Annotated in this window: 22 protein-coding genes; all 22 read right to left on the reverse strand. The window is 39.5% G+C overall.

Annotated features, from left to right (window positions below):
* Positions 1-20: 20 nt before the first annotated feature.
* On the reverse strand, positions 21-2,324 hold the full coding sequence (locus HHT355_RS08550) for a tail fiber domain-containing protein (RefSeq protein WP_103203025.1): 2,304 nt from the start codon (positions 2,322-2,324) through the stop codon (positions 21-23).
* 2 nt (positions 2,325-2,326) lie between these two features.
* A complete protein-coding gene (locus tag HHT355_RS08555) occupies positions 2,327-2,728 on the reverse strand; it encodes a DUF6711 family protein (RefSeq protein WP_103203026.1) in 402 nt (133 codons plus the stop codon).
* A 12-nt stretch (positions 2,729-2,740) separates the two neighbouring features.
* Positions 2,741-5,692 (reverse strand): hypothetical protein, encoded by a 2,952-nt coding sequence (locus tag HHT355_RS08560; RefSeq protein ID WP_103203027.1) that lies wholly within the window; start codon positions 5,690-5,692, stop codon positions 2,741-2,743.
* A gap of 3 nt (positions 5,693-5,695) precedes the next feature.
* On the reverse strand, positions 5,696-6,271 hold the full coding sequence (locus HHT355_RS08565) for a Gp15 family bacteriophage protein (RefSeq protein ID WP_103203028.1): 576 nt from the start codon (positions 6,269-6,271) through the stop codon (positions 5,696-5,698).
* Positions 6,249-6,704 carry a hypothetical protein gene (locus HHT355_RS08570; RefSeq protein ID WP_103203029.1) on the reverse strand — a complete coding sequence of 152 codons (456 nt, stop codon included), beginning with the start codon at positions 6,702-6,704 and terminating at the stop codon, positions 6,249-6,251. Before HHT355_RS08570 ends, HHT355_RS08565 begins: the two co-directional genes overlap by 23 nt.
* Before the next feature lie 72 nt (positions 6,705-6,776).
* Complete coding sequence (locus HHT355_RS08575; protein WP_103203030.1) at positions 6,777-7,268, reverse strand: hypothetical protein; 492 nt, start codon at positions 7,266-7,268, stop codon at positions 6,777-6,779.
* On the reverse strand, positions 7,268-7,717 hold the full coding sequence (locus HHT355_RS08580; protein ID WP_103203031.1) for a hypothetical protein: 450 nt from the start codon (positions 7,715-7,717) through the stop codon (positions 7,268-7,270). Before HHT355_RS08580 ends, HHT355_RS08575 begins: the two co-directional genes overlap by 1 nt.
* Entirely contained in the window at positions 7,714-8,139 is a 426-nt protein-coding gene (locus tag HHT355_RS08585; protein WP_103203032.1) for a minor capsid protein, read from the reverse strand. Before HHT355_RS08585 ends, HHT355_RS08580 begins: the two co-directional genes overlap by 4 nt.
* An 8-nt stretch (positions 8,140-8,147) precedes the next feature.
* Complete coding sequence (locus HHT355_RS08590) at positions 8,148-8,522, reverse strand: DUF6751 family protein (protein ID WP_103203033.1); 375 nt, start codon at positions 8,520-8,522, stop codon at positions 8,148-8,150.
* A gap of 1 nt (position 8,523) precedes the next feature.
* Entirely contained in the window at positions 8,524-8,886 is a 363-nt protein-coding gene (locus HHT355_RS08595) for a head-tail connector protein (RefSeq protein ID WP_103203034.1), read from the reverse strand.
* Between the two features lie 133 nt (positions 8,887-9,019).
* Positions 9,020-9,901 (reverse strand): hypothetical protein, encoded by an 882-nt coding sequence (locus HHT355_RS08600; protein WP_103203035.1) that lies wholly within the window; start codon positions 9,899-9,901, stop codon positions 9,020-9,022.
* 16 nt (positions 9,902-9,917) lie between these two features.
* Entirely contained in the window at positions 9,918-10,478 is a 561-nt protein-coding gene (locus HHT355_RS08605; RefSeq protein ID WP_103203036.1) for a phage scaffolding protein, read from the reverse strand.
* A 294-nt stretch (positions 10,479-10,772) separates the two neighbouring features.
* Positions 10,773-11,069: a DUF4406 domain-containing protein gene (locus tag HHT355_RS08610; RefSeq protein WP_103203037.1), complete on the reverse strand. Its 297-nt coding sequence runs from the start codon at positions 11,067-11,069 to the stop codon at positions 10,773-10,775.
* 1 nt (position 11,070) lies between these two features.
* A complete protein-coding gene (locus HHT355_RS08615) occupies positions 11,071-12,231 on the reverse strand; it encodes a phage minor capsid protein (RefSeq protein ID WP_103203038.1) in 1,161 nt (386 codons plus the stop codon).
* Positions 12,232-12,244: 13 nt separating this feature from the next.
* Complete coding sequence (locus HHT355_RS08620) at positions 12,245-13,594, reverse strand: phage capsid protein (protein ID WP_103203039.1); 1,350 nt, start codon at positions 13,592-13,594, stop codon at positions 12,245-12,247.
* Positions 13,594-15,504 (reverse strand): phage terminase small subunit, encoded by a 1,911-nt coding sequence (gene terS / locus HHT355_RS08625; RefSeq protein ID WP_158245938.1) that lies wholly within the window; start codon positions 15,502-15,504, stop codon positions 13,594-13,596. The genes HHT355_RS08620 and terS overlap by 1 nt, the downstream gene beginning before the upstream one ends.
* Before the next feature lie 95 nt (positions 15,505-15,599).
* Positions 15,600-15,773, reverse strand: coding sequence for a hypothetical protein (locus HHT355_RS13740; RefSeq protein WP_170124943.1), 174 nt, complete (start codon positions 15,771-15,773; stop codon positions 15,600-15,602).
* Positions 15,774-15,972: 199 nt separating this feature from the next.
* Positions 15,973-16,410 (reverse strand): DUF1492 domain-containing protein, encoded by a 438-nt coding sequence (locus tag HHT355_RS08630; protein WP_103203040.1) that lies wholly within the window; start codon positions 16,408-16,410, stop codon positions 15,973-15,975.
* A 4-nt stretch (positions 16,411-16,414) separates the two neighbouring features.
* Positions 16,415-16,588, reverse strand: coding sequence for a hypothetical protein (locus tag HHT355_RS13645; RefSeq protein WP_158245939.1), 174 nt, complete (start codon positions 16,586-16,588; stop codon positions 16,415-16,417).
* A 267-nt stretch (positions 16,589-16,855) separates the two neighbouring features.
* Positions 16,856-17,383, reverse strand: a complete 528-nt coding sequence (locus HHT355_RS08635) for a hypothetical protein (protein WP_103203041.1) — start codon at positions 17,381-17,383, stop codon at positions 16,856-16,858.
* A complete protein-coding gene (locus HHT355_RS08640; RefSeq protein WP_103203042.1) occupies positions 17,367-18,740 on the reverse strand; it encodes an SNF2-related protein in 1,374 nt (457 codons plus the stop codon). The genes HHT355_RS08635 and HHT355_RS08640 overlap by 17 nt, the downstream gene beginning before the upstream one ends.
* Positions 18,697-19,032 (reverse strand): PDDEXK family nuclease, encoded by a 336-nt coding sequence (locus tag HHT355_RS08645; protein WP_103203043.1) that lies wholly within the window; start codon positions 19,030-19,032, stop codon positions 18,697-18,699. Before HHT355_RS08645 ends, HHT355_RS08640 begins: the two co-directional genes overlap by 44 nt.
* Positions 19,033-19,062 lie beyond the last annotated feature (30 nt).

Below are 19,062 nucleotides of genomic sequence, written 5' to 3' on the forward strand. Positions count from 1 at the left end.
ATCAACAAAATATGCTTGTTTTAATCTAAATTTAAACTTCTCAACCACAAGAATATTAAAGGAATAAATTCGTCATAACGGAGGCTGTATTCATAATCAATAATTTCGCTCGTTGTGTCATATTCGTTTAATTCGTTTCCGTTCATATCTTTTAGTTTTTTAGAATATACAGGTGATTTTATCAGTCCTGCAAATTCCTTGTCTGATATTCCGCATTGATTCATAGCTTCTTCGATTCTTTGCGCTATAAATCCTACATGATATCTTCCTGATGTGCCTTCTATCATTTGATACATATAAGGCACTATAAGTTTTACAAACCTTAGAAACCTATCATCATTTGATAAAGGCTTGATATTTTTCTTTTTTCTTTCGTCAGAGGTTTGGATTGTGCCGTTAATGGCCCAAACAGAAGTCCATCTTCCCTCCGATGTCCCACATGAAGAGCCATACGGAGAATCAGCATCATTAAGAGGTCTGAAATTGTTATTTGATGAAACATAGACAGCATACCCCAATCGGCTTGCATTATAAGCTTCTTGACACGAATATGCATAGTTCGCATTTCCTGCATAATTAGCAGATGCTACGGTCTGATATGCGATATTTTCAGCGGTAATAGGCGTCCATCCGTTAATATACAGGCAATTTATATTACCGTTATATCCTTCTAATTGGATGTTTAACCCAACACCGAGTGACCCTGTTTGCATCGTATCAGCAATTACAGCGCCTGCGAATACACCGTCGGCAACAACACCCCCATCGGATATGGTAACGGTGCCATATGCACCAACACTAACTATTGTTGCTCCTGTTATTGTTCCGCCATTAATGGTGCTGCCATTTATAGTGCCAGAAAATTTGCCGTTTACCGCTTCGATTGTGCCGTCCTGCAGCACCTTAAAATTTCCGTTTACGGTAACAAGGCCTTCGAGACTTATATTATCCGCTTTAATCTTAATCGACGTTCCTTGGCTCGGATCCGCACCAAGCTCTACGGCTGCCACATTACCGCTGCTATCGACTTTAAGTACGATTTGTCCGGCAAGAACTGATATGCCGGAGTATAAGTCTTGGGCAATATCTTCTACCTCGACTAATACACCCTCGACATCCTTGCGGATACGGGTAACTTTCCCTTGTAATTGAATTATTTCTTCGTTTACGCCAAAATTCTGCTCTCTCTGTTCGGAGCCTTCTGCCTTTAACTCATCCCTTAATGCCTGTATGCCTGTAAATGTTCTCTGCAGTACATACCCAACTACAGGATCGCCATAGTTATTAATCTGTACTGTATCCCCCGGCTCAATGTATGGTAAGCCAATACATTTAGCCTCGTAAGGCCTGTATGGCCGCTTGGCCATATTACCATAAGCATTACAGGCAATCTGTTCTAACTCTGCAGCAGACTTGCCAAACACCAGAAAATTGCCCTGGATTATATAAGCATTGCTACCGGTGCCGACAATAGCGCCGATATCGTCCTCCTCAGACCGGATAATCAGCTTGTCAATTTCTTTAACCGTGTACTCCTCAAAGCGTACTTCCTGATGCCTGGGGATGGTTTCATCAATCAAGGTGTCGTTAATATATGAGATATCATCCTCAGCCACTGGATACAGATCCTCGCTCGGATATAAGTCCTCACTTGGATACAATCCATATGCCGGCTGCAGCACCTTGTGACAAAACTTACCCAGTCGGTTAATCTGGCCGAATGCACCCTGCAACTCCACACAACACCTTAATACTTCCCTTGCGCTCAGCTGACCGACATCAATTGTCTTTTCAATAATCATGCTGTCATTTGGTAGGGCCTCGTTCTCGTATTCAATCCCGAGATAGTCCAACAAGCTCTCCCGGAATTGCTTTAAGGTATAAGTTTCATTACCGTTAGGGAACAGGCCATTATACCACTCAGCAACATCTTTGTCGGTGTCCTTTAGTATGTTATAGGCTGTTATATCCTTAAAGCGGAGATTGTCTTGTTTAACGCAACTGTCAACCTTATATACTCCCAGCGGTACCGGGTCATAGCCTTCTATTACTTGGCTAATCGTAAACCACTGCCCCGTTAAATCTTGCGCTACATCAGCAACGGTAAATTTAACCTTTGCAGCTACACAAGAGCCAAAGATAACGTCAGATTCAGAACAGATACTTTCCTCCAAGCTAAAGCTATCATCAACTATCTGGTCTGTTTCGATGGTCAAATCTAGTGCCGGGAAATATATAATCAGGTCCTTAGGAGTGACTTCATCCGCAAAGGGAAACATATCATTTCGATATATATTTTTTAAGGTTTCAGGTATATTCAACATAGTTACTCACTCCCATAATCTATCAACTCAAATTCAACCGCATTGTAATAAAAGTTGCCATCCTTATCTATGTGCTTTATCGTATACTCTACATCCGGGACATAAGCAGTTATTGTCTGATATGTATTTCTTTCATCATTCCAGACCTCGCATACAACCTTATCACGGTTAGGGAAAAATGATTGGACTATTAATTTCTGCCCATATGTTAGATCATCCTTTGTCTTTATTTTTACCGTAGTCCTTTTTACAGGAAGAATGTTTCTATGCGTAACTCCCCGACCATCTGTATAGGAGTTTTTATCTTGCCGGCGATCGGGGGTGTTACTATACCCTCCAGGTGCAAGAAGGGAGTTAGGAAATATATTTCCGTTTACTTTTAAAACATATCCATTTCCTGTCATTAAATCCCCTCCTTAGTATGCAAATGCTGATCTGCCGGTTTGAGATTTATATTCTCGATCAACTCTAACAACCTCACTGTGAATCTGTTTACCGGAAAGATTTACGTTCAGGATTACTGTATTTACGCCTGCCCCGCCCATCTCTTGTATAACTTCTTTAAGCGCCTGTTTCATAGTTGACAGCGGAGATACAACCTCTGCCTCTCTCTTGTTGTCACCTAGGACTGCTAAAAACTCGCCATAATTTGCAGGTACAACGGTACCGGTTGCAAGTTTAGGTATTTGTGGCACTTTAAGAGGATTTTCACCCCAAAAACTCTTAAACGGCTCAAAACCAAGAATAGATACATTGCGGATTTTATTTAACATACCATTTATTGCATTGAAAGGCACCGCAATAATTGTATTTATTCCATCTATGAGTCTATTTACAACCGCCTTAAAAGTGTCTCCAATTCCTTCTTTTATCCCGTCATATATCTTTCCGCCAGTGCTGAAAACATTTTTTACATTGGTCCAGGCTTTAGTGAATGTATCTTTGAACCAATCTGATACCTTGCTGAAACATGATTTAATCCCGTCCCATACATTTGAAAAATGCGTTTTAACTGCTGTAATGTCGAATACTTCTTTAATTTTATTTAATGCATCTGTAAATTTATTTCTAAACCATGTTGGCAGATTTTCAAAGAACTTCTTAATATCTTCAACTAACTTATTAAATTTAGTTTTTACGTTTTCTACCAACGATGTAATGCCGTTTATCATGCCTTGCATAATATTCTTGCCGATGCCTTCCATAACCGTACTGGGACTATGTATACCAAACAATTTCTTGATATTGTTTATAATCGGGCTAAATATATGATCTTTTATCCACTTGCCTGCATTTTTTATTATTTCGCTGAGAGATATTCCGTTGCTTAAACCTTCCATTATGTTTCTTCCTATGGTTTCGCCTATGCCAAATATCAGAGATACAAGGCCATTAAATGCAGATACAAGCAAATCAATAATACTTCCCGCCAATCCCAGCCAGTCTATATTACTTATCATGTCGCCGATAGTATTTCCAATGGCCTGCCAATCAATTTTTCTTATTGCAGTTGTGACGGTATTTAAAAGTCCTAATGCTAAGCTGGATGCACCTTTTGCCAACTTAGTCCAATCGGTATTGCTCATAAATTTATTAATGGAGTCGGCAACTCCCTGACCAAGACCTGACCAATCAAACGTGGTGATAAATCCATATGCAATCCTAATAGCTATATTTAAACCGTTACTTAATGCTTGACCGACATTCGCCCAATTAATATTTGAAATTGACGTATTAAGACTGGTTGCAACTTTACTGCCAAAACCGGTCCAATCAGCCGATTCATAGAAACTGTTTATATACTTGGAAATTGAATTAAGGCCATTAGCAAGAAGCATTCCTAATGCGTTCCAGTCTATAGTGTCAAAAATAGACTGGAGCTTAGTGCCCATTCCGGCACCTAATGCACTCCAATCCGTACCTTTAAGCAAGTCATTAGCAAAATTGACCGCGGTATTTATTCCTTTGCCGATAGTAGCTCCCCATGCTTGCCAATCAAATTCGTTAATATATCCATTTATGCCGGTGTAAATGCTTCGGGCCAATTTTTGAGTAGCCGATTGTATATTTTCCCAATTAATAGACTTTAAAGCATCATTAATTTTCCCTGCAATTATTTTGCCAATCTCGCTAAAGTCTGCGTTTTCCCAGGCCTGTTTCAGCTTATCCACAAAGTCAGCAACATTTTCAGATGTTTCAATGTCATATGTAAAATTAGGTTGTACTTTACTTGAATCGCTTCCAGTCTCGTTCTCAACTATATTATTCAGCTTGTCTATGCTCGATAATTGATTATTGGCGCTCTTTGACGCATCTTCCATGGCCTGCGCCTGTTCATACTGAGCTTTTGCAGCGGCTTGTGATGCTTTAACCGTTCTCCCGAACAACAACGATGTAAATTGTGCTAAATAGCCGGTTAATTTAACAAGCCCGCTCATTAATGCATTAATCGCTGGCATAGCAGCATCAATTATCGGCTGAAATGCCGTATAAAGATTGCCTTTTATCCTTGACAAGCTCGACGTAAATTGTTCATTGGTTTTTAAAGCCGACCAGGTTGTTTGAATAAAATTCCGTAATATTTTTAGAATGCCACGATATAAAATTAATGATCTTAAAACCCTGCTCATGCCTGAGCCGAATTTATTGGTGATTTTATTTCCGAAAGAGAAAATACTTGTCATTTTTCTCAGGTTTAATATTGCAGATTTTGCAAATCTCATTACACCGGCCATAAGTTGGCCCATTTTACTAAAAGTAGAGGTCATAACATTACCTAAAGACTGCATTCCTGACCATGCTCGTGATGCTGCTGAGGCTATCATACCTAATACTCTTGAAACTCTCGAGCCTGATGTTGCATTCTGTTCTTCCTTTGCAGTCACTTCGGCTAGTCTTGCTTGGTATTCTGATAATTTTCCGCCAAGAAGATCATATTTAGCCCGCATATCTGCAAGTTTTGCTGAATCTCCACCCGTAACAAATGCCCCTCCGCTTGCTTCTAATGCGGCTAAGTCTGCTTTTGCAGCACGTAGGGTATTTCTTGCGTCTTCAATTTTCCACTGTAAATTTTGCCATGCTCTACTTTGCGTGCTTACCCCGGTATCTTTCATACGCTGTTCAGTTTCTAAATACCCGTTTAATTTCTTTTGTGCTTCGGCTATTTGTGCCTGTATTGCTTTATATTCTTCCGTCGGCACTTTTGCACTTTCCATTTGCTTTATAGCTTGTTCGAGTTTTGTCATTTCCATCTGGGTCTTTTTTATTTCGTTCTGAAGTTTAATTTGCTTACTCGATAATTTTTTAATACCCTCAACAAACCCGCTATCGTCAATTCTGGTATCAAATCTCAGTGTTCCGTCAGCCATGTATTACACCTCCCCGTTAAGGAGTTTTAATAAGCGTTCTTTTTCTGCCTGTTCCTCTGCTGATAATTTTTCTTTTATGTCAATCAGGTGTTTGTTCTCCCTGTAGAATTCCTGCTCATATTTTTCAAGCTTCTTGCCTTTATTCTTTTTCTGGCGGATATTGATAACAGTCGTAAGCAACCCCTCACCAATTTCATTAAAGTATCCAAGGAAAGTCCACCAGTGTAAATATTCAAGCGCTCTGACTTCTTTTCCAGCCACTTTATTTACAGCCGAAAAAATCATCTGTTCGTCCTGTTCCCAGTCCAATACCTTTTTGGCGCTTCTGTATTTTGTTTCCCTATCAGTCACGCCACCATCCAAAAACCATACAGCTTTATTTATAGCTTCTTCTATATCATCAGACAGAATTTCTTTGGCGTTTTCATATAAACAGTCGAGCATTATAATTGCCTTTTCCCAATCACTTAGCTCTGGATTATTAAAGGCATGGAATATTAAAAGAGCCACCCGGTAATCACTCCGGATAGCTCTTTCAACGCCATTTACATTTAAGCTAGTTGGCAGTTCTCCTATCATATTTTTTCACCTGACCGGTATATTGTTCAATATTTTTTTCAGATGCTTTGACGGCTGCATCAAGTTCCTTGCTGAGAACAGGTAAAATTGTATCTAAAAAACTCTCGATAAAATATTTGCCGGTACTTGCAACAACATCAAGGCAATGCAACCCCTTGAATACTGTTTCAGATACTTTGGAGTTGAATATATAGTCAAGTTGTTCTTTTATCTTGTTATCAATTTCAGTTATTTTATCGATTGCATCTTCTTCGTTTTCAACTGCTAATATTTCAGCCTCGTTTATATATTCCTCAATTTTTTTCTGTGCCTCTTTTGCTCTTTTCCCGATATTAAAATCTCTCGGATAAATATTTATAGTTCCGAGTACATTTCCGTTTTCATCTTCGATTTCATATGTTTTTACACCGGTTTGAATTCTTAATTTCTCCATTATATTCCCTCCTTTATTGCGGGCAGCGGCAGGAGGTAGACCGCCACCCGCCTCAAACTAAAACTTATTGGCTTAATCTTCACTATCTGTGGTAAAGGTTCTTGTGGTCACATTGAATGTACCTTTAACTCTGTTACCGATGTGGTGTAAGTTGAAAGGTATCTGATATCCTGTAGTGTCACCACCGTAGGATGATACCTCAATAATAGCGTCTTCTCTGTACGCCACAAAGGTATTAACAGAATCTTCCACCGGCTCCCAAAGATGTACCTCAACAACCGTAGTCTTAACCTTATCCAGAGTTAAACGCTCATCAACAATTTTTTGTAAACGTTCAAACATCGGATCATCATCATCTGCATAGTAAGGCTCTACGTTGGCCTGTGGCTCGTATCCGTCGATTATCGTAGATACGTTACCAAGAATGTTTCTCTTGGTTTCAACGTTGGCGTTCATTTCGACATTGTATTCTTCCAGGTCTTGACCGAGCCTTACATAATTCGGAGTGCCGGTTGTAGATGCGTCGATATAATGAGCCATGTACTTTCTTTCTATTTTACCCATTAAAATCCCTCGCTTTCTATTCTGTATTGAGCTTGTATCTGTATTTGATAAGTAACCGGACCGGATAATGTTTCATTGTTATAACCGTAAAGCATGCCGTTTGCACTGCTTAATTTGGTTAATTTTCCGGTTACGGTCTTATTGTTTATAGTTACTTCGATTTCTTGTCCTGTCTCTACTTTTTCTAAATAATAGGCAAGGTCTAATAAAAAAGTGCTATTTGCAAGCCTGTCGTAATCCGTGAAAGACTGAAAGACTGCATATAGCACAAAGTTATGTTGCCTATCTTGATTGCCGAGAATATCTTCTCTTAATAGTTGGTCGCCTGTTGGATATAGTCCAAAACTCACTGGCTTATCTTCGGTATAATCAATGTTTATACTGCCCGATAAGTCCGATACTAACGGACAATCAGTTAATATTTGCTTTACCAGTTCGATTATGTTCATTTCGCACCGGCCACCTTTCTGGCTCCGTTTAGGATTTCTTCTTTATGTTCCGCCTTCATCCTCTCAAACCAAAATGGTCCGGCTTGTGGATGCCGGCTTTTATCATGTACCAGGTCTTTATCGGTCAATACCTTCTTTTCCCCATATCTCGCCCATGCACTTCCGGTTATAGACGAGACCATAAGTTTCCCATAATATTGATATCTAGCATAAGGAGCAGTCTGATTTATTTCGCCGGAACCTATCTTTGTCCCCAGTGTAGCAGACCTCATCAGAAATCCGTTTCTCATAGGTGTATATGGAGCCATCAGCCTAATGCATTCGCTGTCAATGTATTTTTGCACAGGTCCCATATCTTGCAGCCCTCGCTCTTTAAGGAGGATATCCGTTGGCTTTATCTCCAGTCTGCCATTAAACTGCATACTATCACCTACTTGCAACCAAGCTGTATATGCTGCATCCAGGGGCTACCGTACATTTTTTCGTCCACTATGGAGACGGTCAGGACCTTGTCATTTTGCTCTTTTAATGTCTTGAGGCTGTTTGATATAGTCTGCTGGGACGTGTTGTCAAATTCAAAGTTGGTTATGCCTTTGACAATTATATCTTTGCCAGCATTAAATTTTAGTTCACTGGGTAGATTTTCTGCCGGGATAAATACTTTTACTGTTTCAATAGATGTAAGCCCACTTTTTAAGACGTTGGCCTGTTTGGTCTCTTCCCAGTGTACTCCTTCTATTGCGTATCGGGTAAATTTACCATCCTTACTACAGGAGTAATATGTTATATCGGCGTTGGTAATCATGTCAGCACCCCCGATATAACAGGCCAGTTGTGGCAAGCCAGTTATAGATTATCGACACACATTTTCCATGGAATACAGATTTGGCCTTTTCTTTATCCACAAAAGACACCGAACGTTCTCCAACCTTTTCGGATGCTATATTGCCAACATCTCCTTTATCATGTTTGTACATTTCTTCGGCCAACTCACAGCAACACATCTTTACTTCATCGGGGATATTATCTTCCTTTATCCGATTGAATGTGTGTAGTTTAATAAGCTGTGTGGCTTTCTGTGCATAAAATGGATATGAGGCGGCATCAATTACCGCCTGCCTGCCCTGTAGATATTCTTTTATATAATACTCATATGTAGCATAGCTCATTGATACCGCCTTCCTTTATTATTCCTGATTAGCTTCCTGCTTCTTATTCTCGTCTTTATTATCTCCAGCAGATTTATTGTACCTTTTCTTAATTATTAATCCGACTATTTTCCCCATGCTCTACCCTCCTATATTAAACTACCGGCTTATGATGCAGATAGATGCCGGCTAGCTTATTTTCGTATACATCAACCAAACCGTATTTACGATATTTCTGCATATATGCATCGGAGCTCTGGTTTGCCTGCGGCGTAATGATATCGCTTGCGATATGCTTATCAAATTTCAGGACCGCAGATTTGTGAACGATCATGAAGTTAATATCTGCGGCACCGTTGGCCTTTTTATAGCCACCTTCAAGCTCATTTTCACTTGTCCCGTCCAAAAGTTCTATTGCGGTATAGAATCTGCTTTGGGGAACCTTTATTATCTGTGTAAAGGCTTCTAGGATTTCTCTGGACTTCGTGGTGTCAAGGCCTTTGATGGCATTGTAAAGCGTTGGGGTAATAAATAGGTATCTGTTTTCCTCCGGGACCTCGTCGTCGTCCATAACTGTAGTGGCTTCAATCAAGGCTTTCATGACGTCCTCGCCGCTTTCCAATACTGCTGGAGTGCTAACTTTAGATATTCCCTCTTTACCCGCAAGTGTAGCAAAAGTAAATGCATCTGCTTCCGGAGCAACCTTTGTCCTCTGAAATTCTGCAGCAAGCATTCCGAAGGCGACTTCGGCAGTTTCCTCATTGTCAAGATAGTCAACCTCAAACTTACGACCTCTGTCGTAATTGAATTTTACTGTTTCCCATGTCAGGTTGACATCGCCTTTTACATAGCCAGAATTTCTGGAATAGTCAGCCAGACCATCCATTTTAATCTTAGGAATTATAATCTCATTTGCTCTGGCTCCAGCTCTTGCCATTGCATCGTTTGTGTTTAAAACAGTTGTAAGAGACGCTTTCTTATAAACCTGATCCAACAAAGGGACATAATTTTTAGATAACTCAATTACATTTGCCATAAATTAATCATCCTTTCTATTTTTCTTTTTCATCTGTTAATCCCATAGCCGCCTTAAGTGCTGCCAAATGAGCATCTTCACTAGATGGTGTTTTCCCACCAGTAGGTGCTACAGGATTGTTTATAGGTTCGTTTGCCCCAAATAAATAATCATTTTCTTCCTTGCATGCTTCAAGAGCTGCTTTAATGTCGGCTTCCTGATTCTTGCTTGCTTTGAGAGTTTCAATGTCTAGTAACGCTTTTACCGCTTTGACATTTCTGCCGCCAAACTCATTAATTTGTCTTTCCAACAGTGCATTGAAATCCCTGTCGGCAAGCTCCTTCTGGTACTGTTCTTCCTTTTCTTTGAGAGTATTTTGTAGTTTTTCAATCTCGCTTTTTAGATTGTTTACATCAACTCCCTCAAATTCTTTCAGAGCCGCCTGAGCTGTTTCTAACTGAGACTTGTAATTCTCTCTTTCTGCCTCGATTTTTGCAAACTTATCGTGCTCTCTCTGGATGTCCTTGCCATTCTCGGCCATGATAGCCTTTATTTGTTCCTCGTTAAGTCCGAGTTCTTTCAGAAATTCAGTTTTCATAAATTCTCAATCTCCTTTCGCTTATTAGGTATTTTTTAGGTGTTTTACCAAACCACCAAGCGCCGACTGTTTTAGGTCTAATCAACTGACCACATAAAAATAAGCCGTAGCAATACGGCTTAATCATCTTTATGAATTGTTCGGTAAGCAGCGTCTATGAGTTTTAATACCGCGCAAATACCAGTTGTATACAGAAATGTAATAGGCATATCCAATTTCAGGCCTAATATAAATATTAAAATATAAGCCATCTTTACCTCCTTGCATAAAAATAATACCGTTTACGATCTTGTGTTACTCAATCCTATCTATTCCATATTCAACAGCACATTCATGCTCAATTCTGCACCCTCTTGCTTCTTGCCATCCTTGTGCAAAATATGCCACATCCGCTTTTGATAGATATTCTATGGAACGCGCTAGATATTCAAGTGGTTTAGCATTTGAATCAAAATCGTCAAAGAATGTGTCAAGTACTTCTACTTCTTCTCCAATAAGTTCCTTCGCTTTTTGAATTGCATGTTCTCTTTCTTTGAGGATTTCTTCATCACTTTTACCTCTCATTGGTTGTGAAATAAATAATTTCTTCATCTTATCCTACCTTTCCTAATCCATCCATGTAAATTCTTTCTCTTTCCTGCGGTAACCCCATTTTCTTAGTAAAGTCAGCATATTCAGCCATTGACGCCCTATATTTTGCTTGTGCCGCTATTATTTCATCTTCGTTTGCTCCGCCTTCCTTCAACAGTTTTATTTGTCTTCGTAATGCCCTCATTTTTGTTTCGAGGTATCTTTGCCGCTGTGTTGCCTCATATGTAGTATATTCTTTGCCTTTATATTTTTTAGGTTTATTTTCTTGGGCGTTCATCCGGTCTAATTCTTCATCGGTATATTGCCTTTTTGATACGCCAGGAATAAACGGCCAGTAACTATGATAGCAATTCCAACCACATAACCCTGGACCTGTACCAAGTCCGCATACAGTTTCAAGCTCTTTACGGGTATAAACTCGTCCTTGCCATACTTGATGTTCTGGTCTGGCTGTGGCATGCCAGGATACTTCGAAATATTCAGTTTCAAGTTGTTGAGCATTAAAGTCATTAATATGCTGCACAACCTGGTTTACTCCGGTCATTAATGCACGCCTGGCAGCAACTTCTATTCTGTTACTCCATCCACTCGCATAATCAACCGTTCTAACGCCGCTTTTAGTCATTTCTCGGATAACTTTGTTCAGCGTGACGTTATACTCAAATGTTCCAGTTGTTATTTCAAATACTGCCTGGTCTAACGTTCTCTGCAGGTATTCGGCTAATGGTGTAAAAACCATCTTTCCGCCCATTTCTATAGCAAAGCCCATTGTTTGAGTTATATTGATAAGTTCCTGTTTAGTCTGGGCTATGACGGATTGAATAAGCTGTTGTAATTCATAGTTTTCCTCGAATGGTATAAAATCTTTTCCAACCGCTTCGTATAAACTTACGTCTCTTGCATAACCGGAAGCGATAATGTCTTTGTAAAGCCTATCAATTTCTATGTCAGATAATTTTAAAGCCTGCTGTATATATTTCCGTATTTCTTCCCGGCTTTTGCCGACCTGCACTAAACGATATATCTGCCAGTCTGCAGAACGGGTAATTTCATCGTTGATTTTTATTCGGCGGATGATATCTTGCATAATACGGATTTCCAATTCCGTCATAATATGTTCGAGTTCCTTAGGCATTCGTTCTAAGTCAGAGGGTTTAAACATGAGATATCACCGCCTATGGAATAATATCAGCTTGTTCCGGTAATCTGCTCTTTGCGGTTTCCTCATCTTCTCCATACCACTTCATGCGGTATTCCCAATGAGGCATAACACCCATAGCAACATCCTGCCGGTCTTGCTGACGTTCGGTTTCTTCGTCCGTGAGAATGCTATCCTTAAAGTCACATATAAATTCATAACCGCTTGTTGTAAGTCCGTTATAAAATGCCAGTGCGTCAACCAAATCAGATAAGCAATCTTTCAGGTTGCTCTGTATGGCTGTAACCGTGTTATATTTGCGTTTCTTTGCTGCCTTTACTTCTGTGGCTGTCTTTTCCACGTATGCCGGATTGGATAAATCTCCGTACGCAAGGCCGACGGCAAATTCTATGTTCCTCTTGTATTCTTCTAGGCCTTTGATTATGGACTGTTCCCTAAATTCAGGTGAGAATACCTCGAACAGCTCTTTGCCGTTTCCCATTTCTACGTCAACAGCACGATATAATCTTTTGTTGAGCTTGGGTAATTTCCAATCACCTGTATTCTTATTAAGTTTCATTGCTGTGGCGTCTACGTGTACCGCACGTTCACCTGATTCAAATTCCCAGTCTAACCTTGCAAATTGTATGTCAGCCTTTTTAATTAAGTCTTTGGCGGCATCAAAAATTGACACGCCGTTATATGACCCATCAATGGTATTCTTAATCGGGTTGCGATAGTACCCAAAATCAGGTTTAAAGAATAGATATGTAACTTCTGGGATAAGATTAGCCCAGTCACTTACTTCTGTCAGGCTTACCTCCACACCGAGGGAATTGATGTTTTTTGAATGATAAGCCTTATTTATAATTGTAAGCCCATTTTTGTCTACGGCGTGATATTCAAAACGCCTATAAATATCATCTTTGGCAATCTGTTTTGTCTCAACAAAAATAACTTTTGTTAATCTGCCCTGACTGTTAAATTCCAATGGGATGTAATTGCCTTGCGTGACACATTCGACCTTATCTCCACCTAATGGCTTAATAATAAATGATCCAAGGGCTAGTCCGCTTTGCAAATCCTCATTTAAATTCCGGATAGCAGATTGATATATCTTGTCCAACTTCTCAACCGTAACCTTGCTTGTCATTTCATTTAAGGCAACATTGGCAAATTCTTTGACTATCCCCTGTTCTAACCTCAATGAGTGAACTATATCGTTTACCCAAGGAGCTTCGCCTTTATACATCTTCTCCCAAAGTTCAATTCGTTCTATCATTTCTTCTGAGATTGCCGGGTCTATATCAAAAACTTGCTTTATGGTTTTAACAGGAAACATACGCCTTACCACATCCTTTACAAATTTAACGATGCGTTCAAACATTACTGCCCCCTCCGTTTCCATACCGGATTCATGGCATATCTAACTGCGTCTATAGCATGATTATTTTTATCAGGATAACCGCTTATGATATTACCTTCTTTGTCTCTCTCGTATTCATAATTTAAAAATTCTTCTGCTGTATAAGGGCATCTTCTGTTATCTATAATGATTTCACTTAATGATTGCAACCACTTCATGGAATAATCAACGCTTCCGGGGCCTTTTTCGGCCCCTCTTGCTAATAATCCGTATGCTTTATAATCGCTTACTGATTTTTGCTCAGCACTGTCGCAGGTGATTAAGTCATTTTCAGTTATACCTAATTCCCTAAGTTTATTTGCTGTCTCTTGGTTGGATTGTTTCCAGCATCTATATTCCATGAAGATATACAATTTATGCCTTGCCGAATCATAATGCATACGGCTGAAATGATACGGGTCAGGGTACCAGCCCCAGTCAACGCCATTATATATTCGGTCAAACTCTTTAATTTCTGCGTCTGTAATTTCTCTTATAGTAACATTATCGAATATATTTCCGCCTGTACCATTAGCAACACCCATGTATTCATTTTCATAGGCCGTAGGATTGACCTCTTTCAGGAACTCTGCTTCATCCAGGAATGGTTTACCAAGCCATTGTTTAGGTACATCCAGATAAGTGCTATGTGTCACCAGTCTTGTGGCCTTTGGTATCTTAATATATTTATTAGCCCAGTTGTTTGCACTTTTGGGAGGGTTGAAAGACTTAAATATCCAAGCTTTCTCACCGCCACGAATAACAGATTGTTCTATCTTTCTGACAGCTTCTTCTCCTTCAAATTGATCTAATTCTTCAAACCAAAGCACGCCAATATATCCAAATGGTACCTTAATGGATTTAATTTTTCCTGGATCATCAGCGCCACGGAAATATATCTTCTGGCCTGTACTCTTGCGAGTAATTTCTAACGGACTTACAGTACAATAATACTCATCTTCCAAACCTAACGCTTCTATAGCCCATTGCATTTGAGCATATACAGATGTCCTGAGTGTATCAGCCACTTGTCTGGCTATGACTGCATGTATATCTTCATTCTTCATCAGCAAGTCAATTATTTGTAAGCTGATGAATGAGGATTTTGTAGAACCACGGCCACCAGGGAAAACATATTCCAGATGTTCTCTGTTGGCTATGTCAAATGCTACTGGAGCAAATACCGGAGCAATCATTGTTGAAGGGATCCCGTTATACTTAACTCCTTCAGAGTTGTCCGCCGGCTGCAATTTCATAGTTTCTGCTTTCAATTTTTCAATTCGTTGTTTTTGTTCCTCAGTAGCCATATCCCAATTCTTATGTAGAAGCTCATCATATTGCCGGATCATACTTTCAAGTGTTTTCATTGCCCGGCTTTGTGCCTGCAGGAAGTTAGCATGCTTATCCCAAGCCTGTTGCACTTCCCAGCGCTCTCCGATAACATTACCGTCTTTTTCTTCAATCTTCTCAACGGTTTTGTCCTGCTGGTCCTTAACAAACATAATCTTCTGGGCTCTGACTATAGCAGTGAACTGCAGCATTATATTATCCCAGAGGATATCTAGCGGATCCTTCTGCTGTATCTCCTGAAATATCTCGAACGTCTCTTCCGGAAGCCACTTAGCAAAAAAGCCATGCTTCTCCGCATTCTTATTTCCTATAGGAGCCGCACCGCCTTTATTGCCTACTGCATTTTTATTATTAAAGGGTGCACCTTTTTTCTTTACGGGTGCGCCCTCTTTATTATTTAACTTGGACCAGCCGTATCTTTTGATCCAAGACTTAATTGTGTTTATGCTAATATTATATTTTTCTGATAATTCTTTAGGTTTCACACCTTTAAGGTATTCTCTTTTAATCTGTTCTTTATCAGGTGCTCTTACTTCATTCATCATCACCTCACCTGCCTATTGTGTTTGTTTTGTAAATAGTAAAAGCACCTACCGAAGCAGGTGCTTTTTGCTATTCTCAAAATATAATCAACAATTTAATTAAAGAATGCACGTGGCTCATACGAATTGTCATCATCTCTCAGCTCGGCTTTTAAAACCCTAATAAAATGTGCTATGTCTTTCGCTATAAACTCGCAATCTTTTTTATCAGTTAGATATCCATTTTGAATCAAGGTTACAACAATATCTTTAATTTGCTCATCTGACATAATACCCCTCCATATATTTTTTACCATAATTATACATCGTATTACATTATTCTTCAATACTAAAAGGCACCCGGCCGCAGCTAACCGGATGCCTTTTAAAGGGATGTATATGGGGGTTATGGGGGATAATCAGCCACCAAGCTTTGACACCTGGCAGCCGCATTTAAGGAGGTCATATACTTATAACCTTCCACCATAATTATATAACTGAATTTTGGGGAATTGGGGGAAAGTTAAGATAATTACGAATTTTCTTACCAACGCTACTGCGATCCATATTCATTATTTCAGCAATTTCCCATAATTTTTTTCCGTCAATATAACGATATTGAAATATCTGTCTTAACTCGCTGTCCTTTATGCTACTTATGAACTGCTCAATTCTTAATGCTTCTTCCCTTGCCCTATTAAGCCTTTCCTTGTACATGACAATCAATTTATCTCTGGCCGCCAACTCCTTCGGATCATTAATCCATACTCCCATACGAAACTCTGCGTAAGGGAAATACTTTGAGGATCCTCGAACTGTGCTATGACTTGTGGAAAGTTCTTTGTCATAAAGCTTATTTATCCGATCCTGAAGTTCTTCAATCTCACCAATTAAACTTCGGTATTGACTCAATTCTTTATCAGTCACCTAATCACCGTCCTTGGTTAAAATAGTTCCATCCGCAGTAATACAGGGTTTTGCCTTTAATTCTGCGTTTATATACATAATCGGTTCTATTATAACTGCCAATCATAAAATATACCCGTTTACCACATACAGGACATATCTCAAAGTTCATAATTTCAAATTGCTCAAATTTCTGCATTACTCCACCCTACCTTTCATCCGTTGCATTTCTTCATTTTTTCAGGTAAAAGCCTGCATATTTTTATTAATAACCGCCTAAATGGCTGTTTGAAGTAAATTGCATTACACATATATTTACTCCTCTCGTTATTTCATCCTGAAATGTGACCAGCTACAGTAATATGTTGTCTTGCCTCTTACAATCCGCTTATATACATACTCACTGCGGTTCATATGTAGTGAAAAATAAATTTTCTTGCCACATACAGCACAAGTCTCATATTCTTCAGGGACACTCCTTTTCATCAGGTTTCTTTTCCCTTTTATTACGTCTTATACCGTGTAAATAAAGAAAGTTGTTTACGGTGCTTTCTTTTACGCCAAAGTAATCTGCAATTTCTCTCCGGTTCTTACCTTCAGCAACATACATTCTTGTTACTGTTTCAACTGTCATGTTTTCCGGGTACCGACTGCGACTCTTTCTTTCCGGAGAATCCGTTTTAATTATCTCTTCACCGGTTATACAGTTTTTCGCAATAACAACTGGCTCAGATTTTATAAGACCCATCAATTCTTCAAGCTTTGCTACTTTCTCATTCCTGGTATTAATTAATGCGGTCCTAACAGTATCAAGTAATTTCTGTTTACTCTCTTTGCTAAGTTCATTAAGATGAATAATACCCGATCCACTTTTATAAACTACGACTTCTCCATTTTCAGACTTTGTAATAATTTCATTAAGTCTGCTAATTGTATCAGCCGTATCTTTTAATTCATTCGCCCTGTTTATTGCTTTATCAATTAATCCCATCATTTTTATACCTCCTTATCCTTGCTTTAATAGCATTCATTAGTTCCTCTTGTCCTAAATCTTTACGTTCCAAGGCTTTAAGTACATCCTCATCTACTGTCCCCTCAGTTATTAAATGATGAATTATGACATTCTTTGTTTGTCCTTGCCGATATAACCTTGCATTTGCTTGCTGATACAACTCCAAACTCCAGGTAAGCCCAAACCAAACTATGATATGACCGCCAGCCTGGATATTAAGTCCATGCCCTGCACTTGCCGGATGTGCCAACAACAATCTGATTTTCCCGTCATTCCAGTCTGCTATATCCTTTGATGTCTCCAGCGTCCTGGGCTTTAAATCCTTAAACCTGTCCACCAATCGCTGATAATCATGTTTGAAATTATAGAAAACTAATACCGGTTCCTGATTAAACTCCAGGATTTCTTCCAGGGCTTCAAGCTTACCGTCATGAATATGCGTTACATTTCCGTCTGTGTTGTATACAGCCCCATTTGCTAGCTGTAATAATTTCTGTGTTAAAGCAGCAGCTGTAAGTGCTGTTATCTGCTCATCTTCCACTTGCAGGATTAGCTCCTTTTCCAGCTGTTCGTACAGTAATTTTGCCTTATCATCCATCCGGATGTAGATATTGTTATTGATCCTCTCAGGTAGCTGCAGATAATCTTCCGTCCTCATACTGATACAGATATCTGATATTTTTTGCTGTATCACCTTGTCGGCTCCGGGCTTAAGGTCCCAGGTAAAGACTGTGTATGCATTTCTACGTCCAGGTGTAAAATACCTTTCCCGGTACCCTGTAAAGGTCTTACCTAATCGCTCCCCTCTATCTAACAGATAAATCTGCGGCCATAGATCCAAGTATCCGTTAGGTGTAGGAGTTCCAGTCAGTCCTATTACCCGTTGCATTAAAGGCGTTACTTTCTTCAATGCCTTAAACCTCTGAGACTTGTTTGACTTAAAACTGCTTAACTCATCTATCACCACCATGTCAAACGGCCATTTAGGTCCATATAAATCAACAAGCCACTTCACATTCTCTCTGTTAATGATGTATATGTCTGCCTTCTCTTTCAGGGCATCCAGCCTTTGCTTTTGACTTCCCAAGACTTTAGATATTTTCAAATGTCTCAGATGATCCCATTTTTCAGTTTCCCTGCTCCAGGTGTCCTCAGCCACTCGCTTAGGGGCTATAACCAGGACCTTTGATATTTCAAAGAAATCAAACATCAACTGATCTATTGCTGTCAGTGCACATACCGTTTTGCCTAAACCCATTTCCATCATCAGTCCGACTTTAGGCAACTCTAATATTTTATTGATTGCATATACTTGGTAATTGTGTGGTACAAACTTCATGCTTAAGCTCCTTTACAAATTCTTTTGCCTGGTCCATGCCATAGATTACTTTGACGTCCACACCCATTTGCCTAAACTGTTCTCTTTGCCACACCTGCACATTGGATAGCTTGCCGATTATCCTCTTAAGTTCCACGAAATACACCTTGCCACCAGGAAAAAGATATATCCGGTCTGGCACACCTGGATTGCCGGGGCTTATGAACTTATATGATTTACCACCAAGTTTCCTAACCTGTTCATTAAGCCATTTTTCGATTTTATTTTCAGGCTCAAAGTGCTTTTTTGGCATTTTTTGTATGACCTCCCCGTGTAACTAAGT

This window comes from Herbinix hemicellulosilytica, assembly GCF_002904165.1.
In the GTDB taxonomy this organism is placed as follows: Bacteria; Bacillota; Clostridia; order Lachnospirales; family Lachnospiraceae; genus Mobilitalea; species Mobilitalea hemicellulosilytica.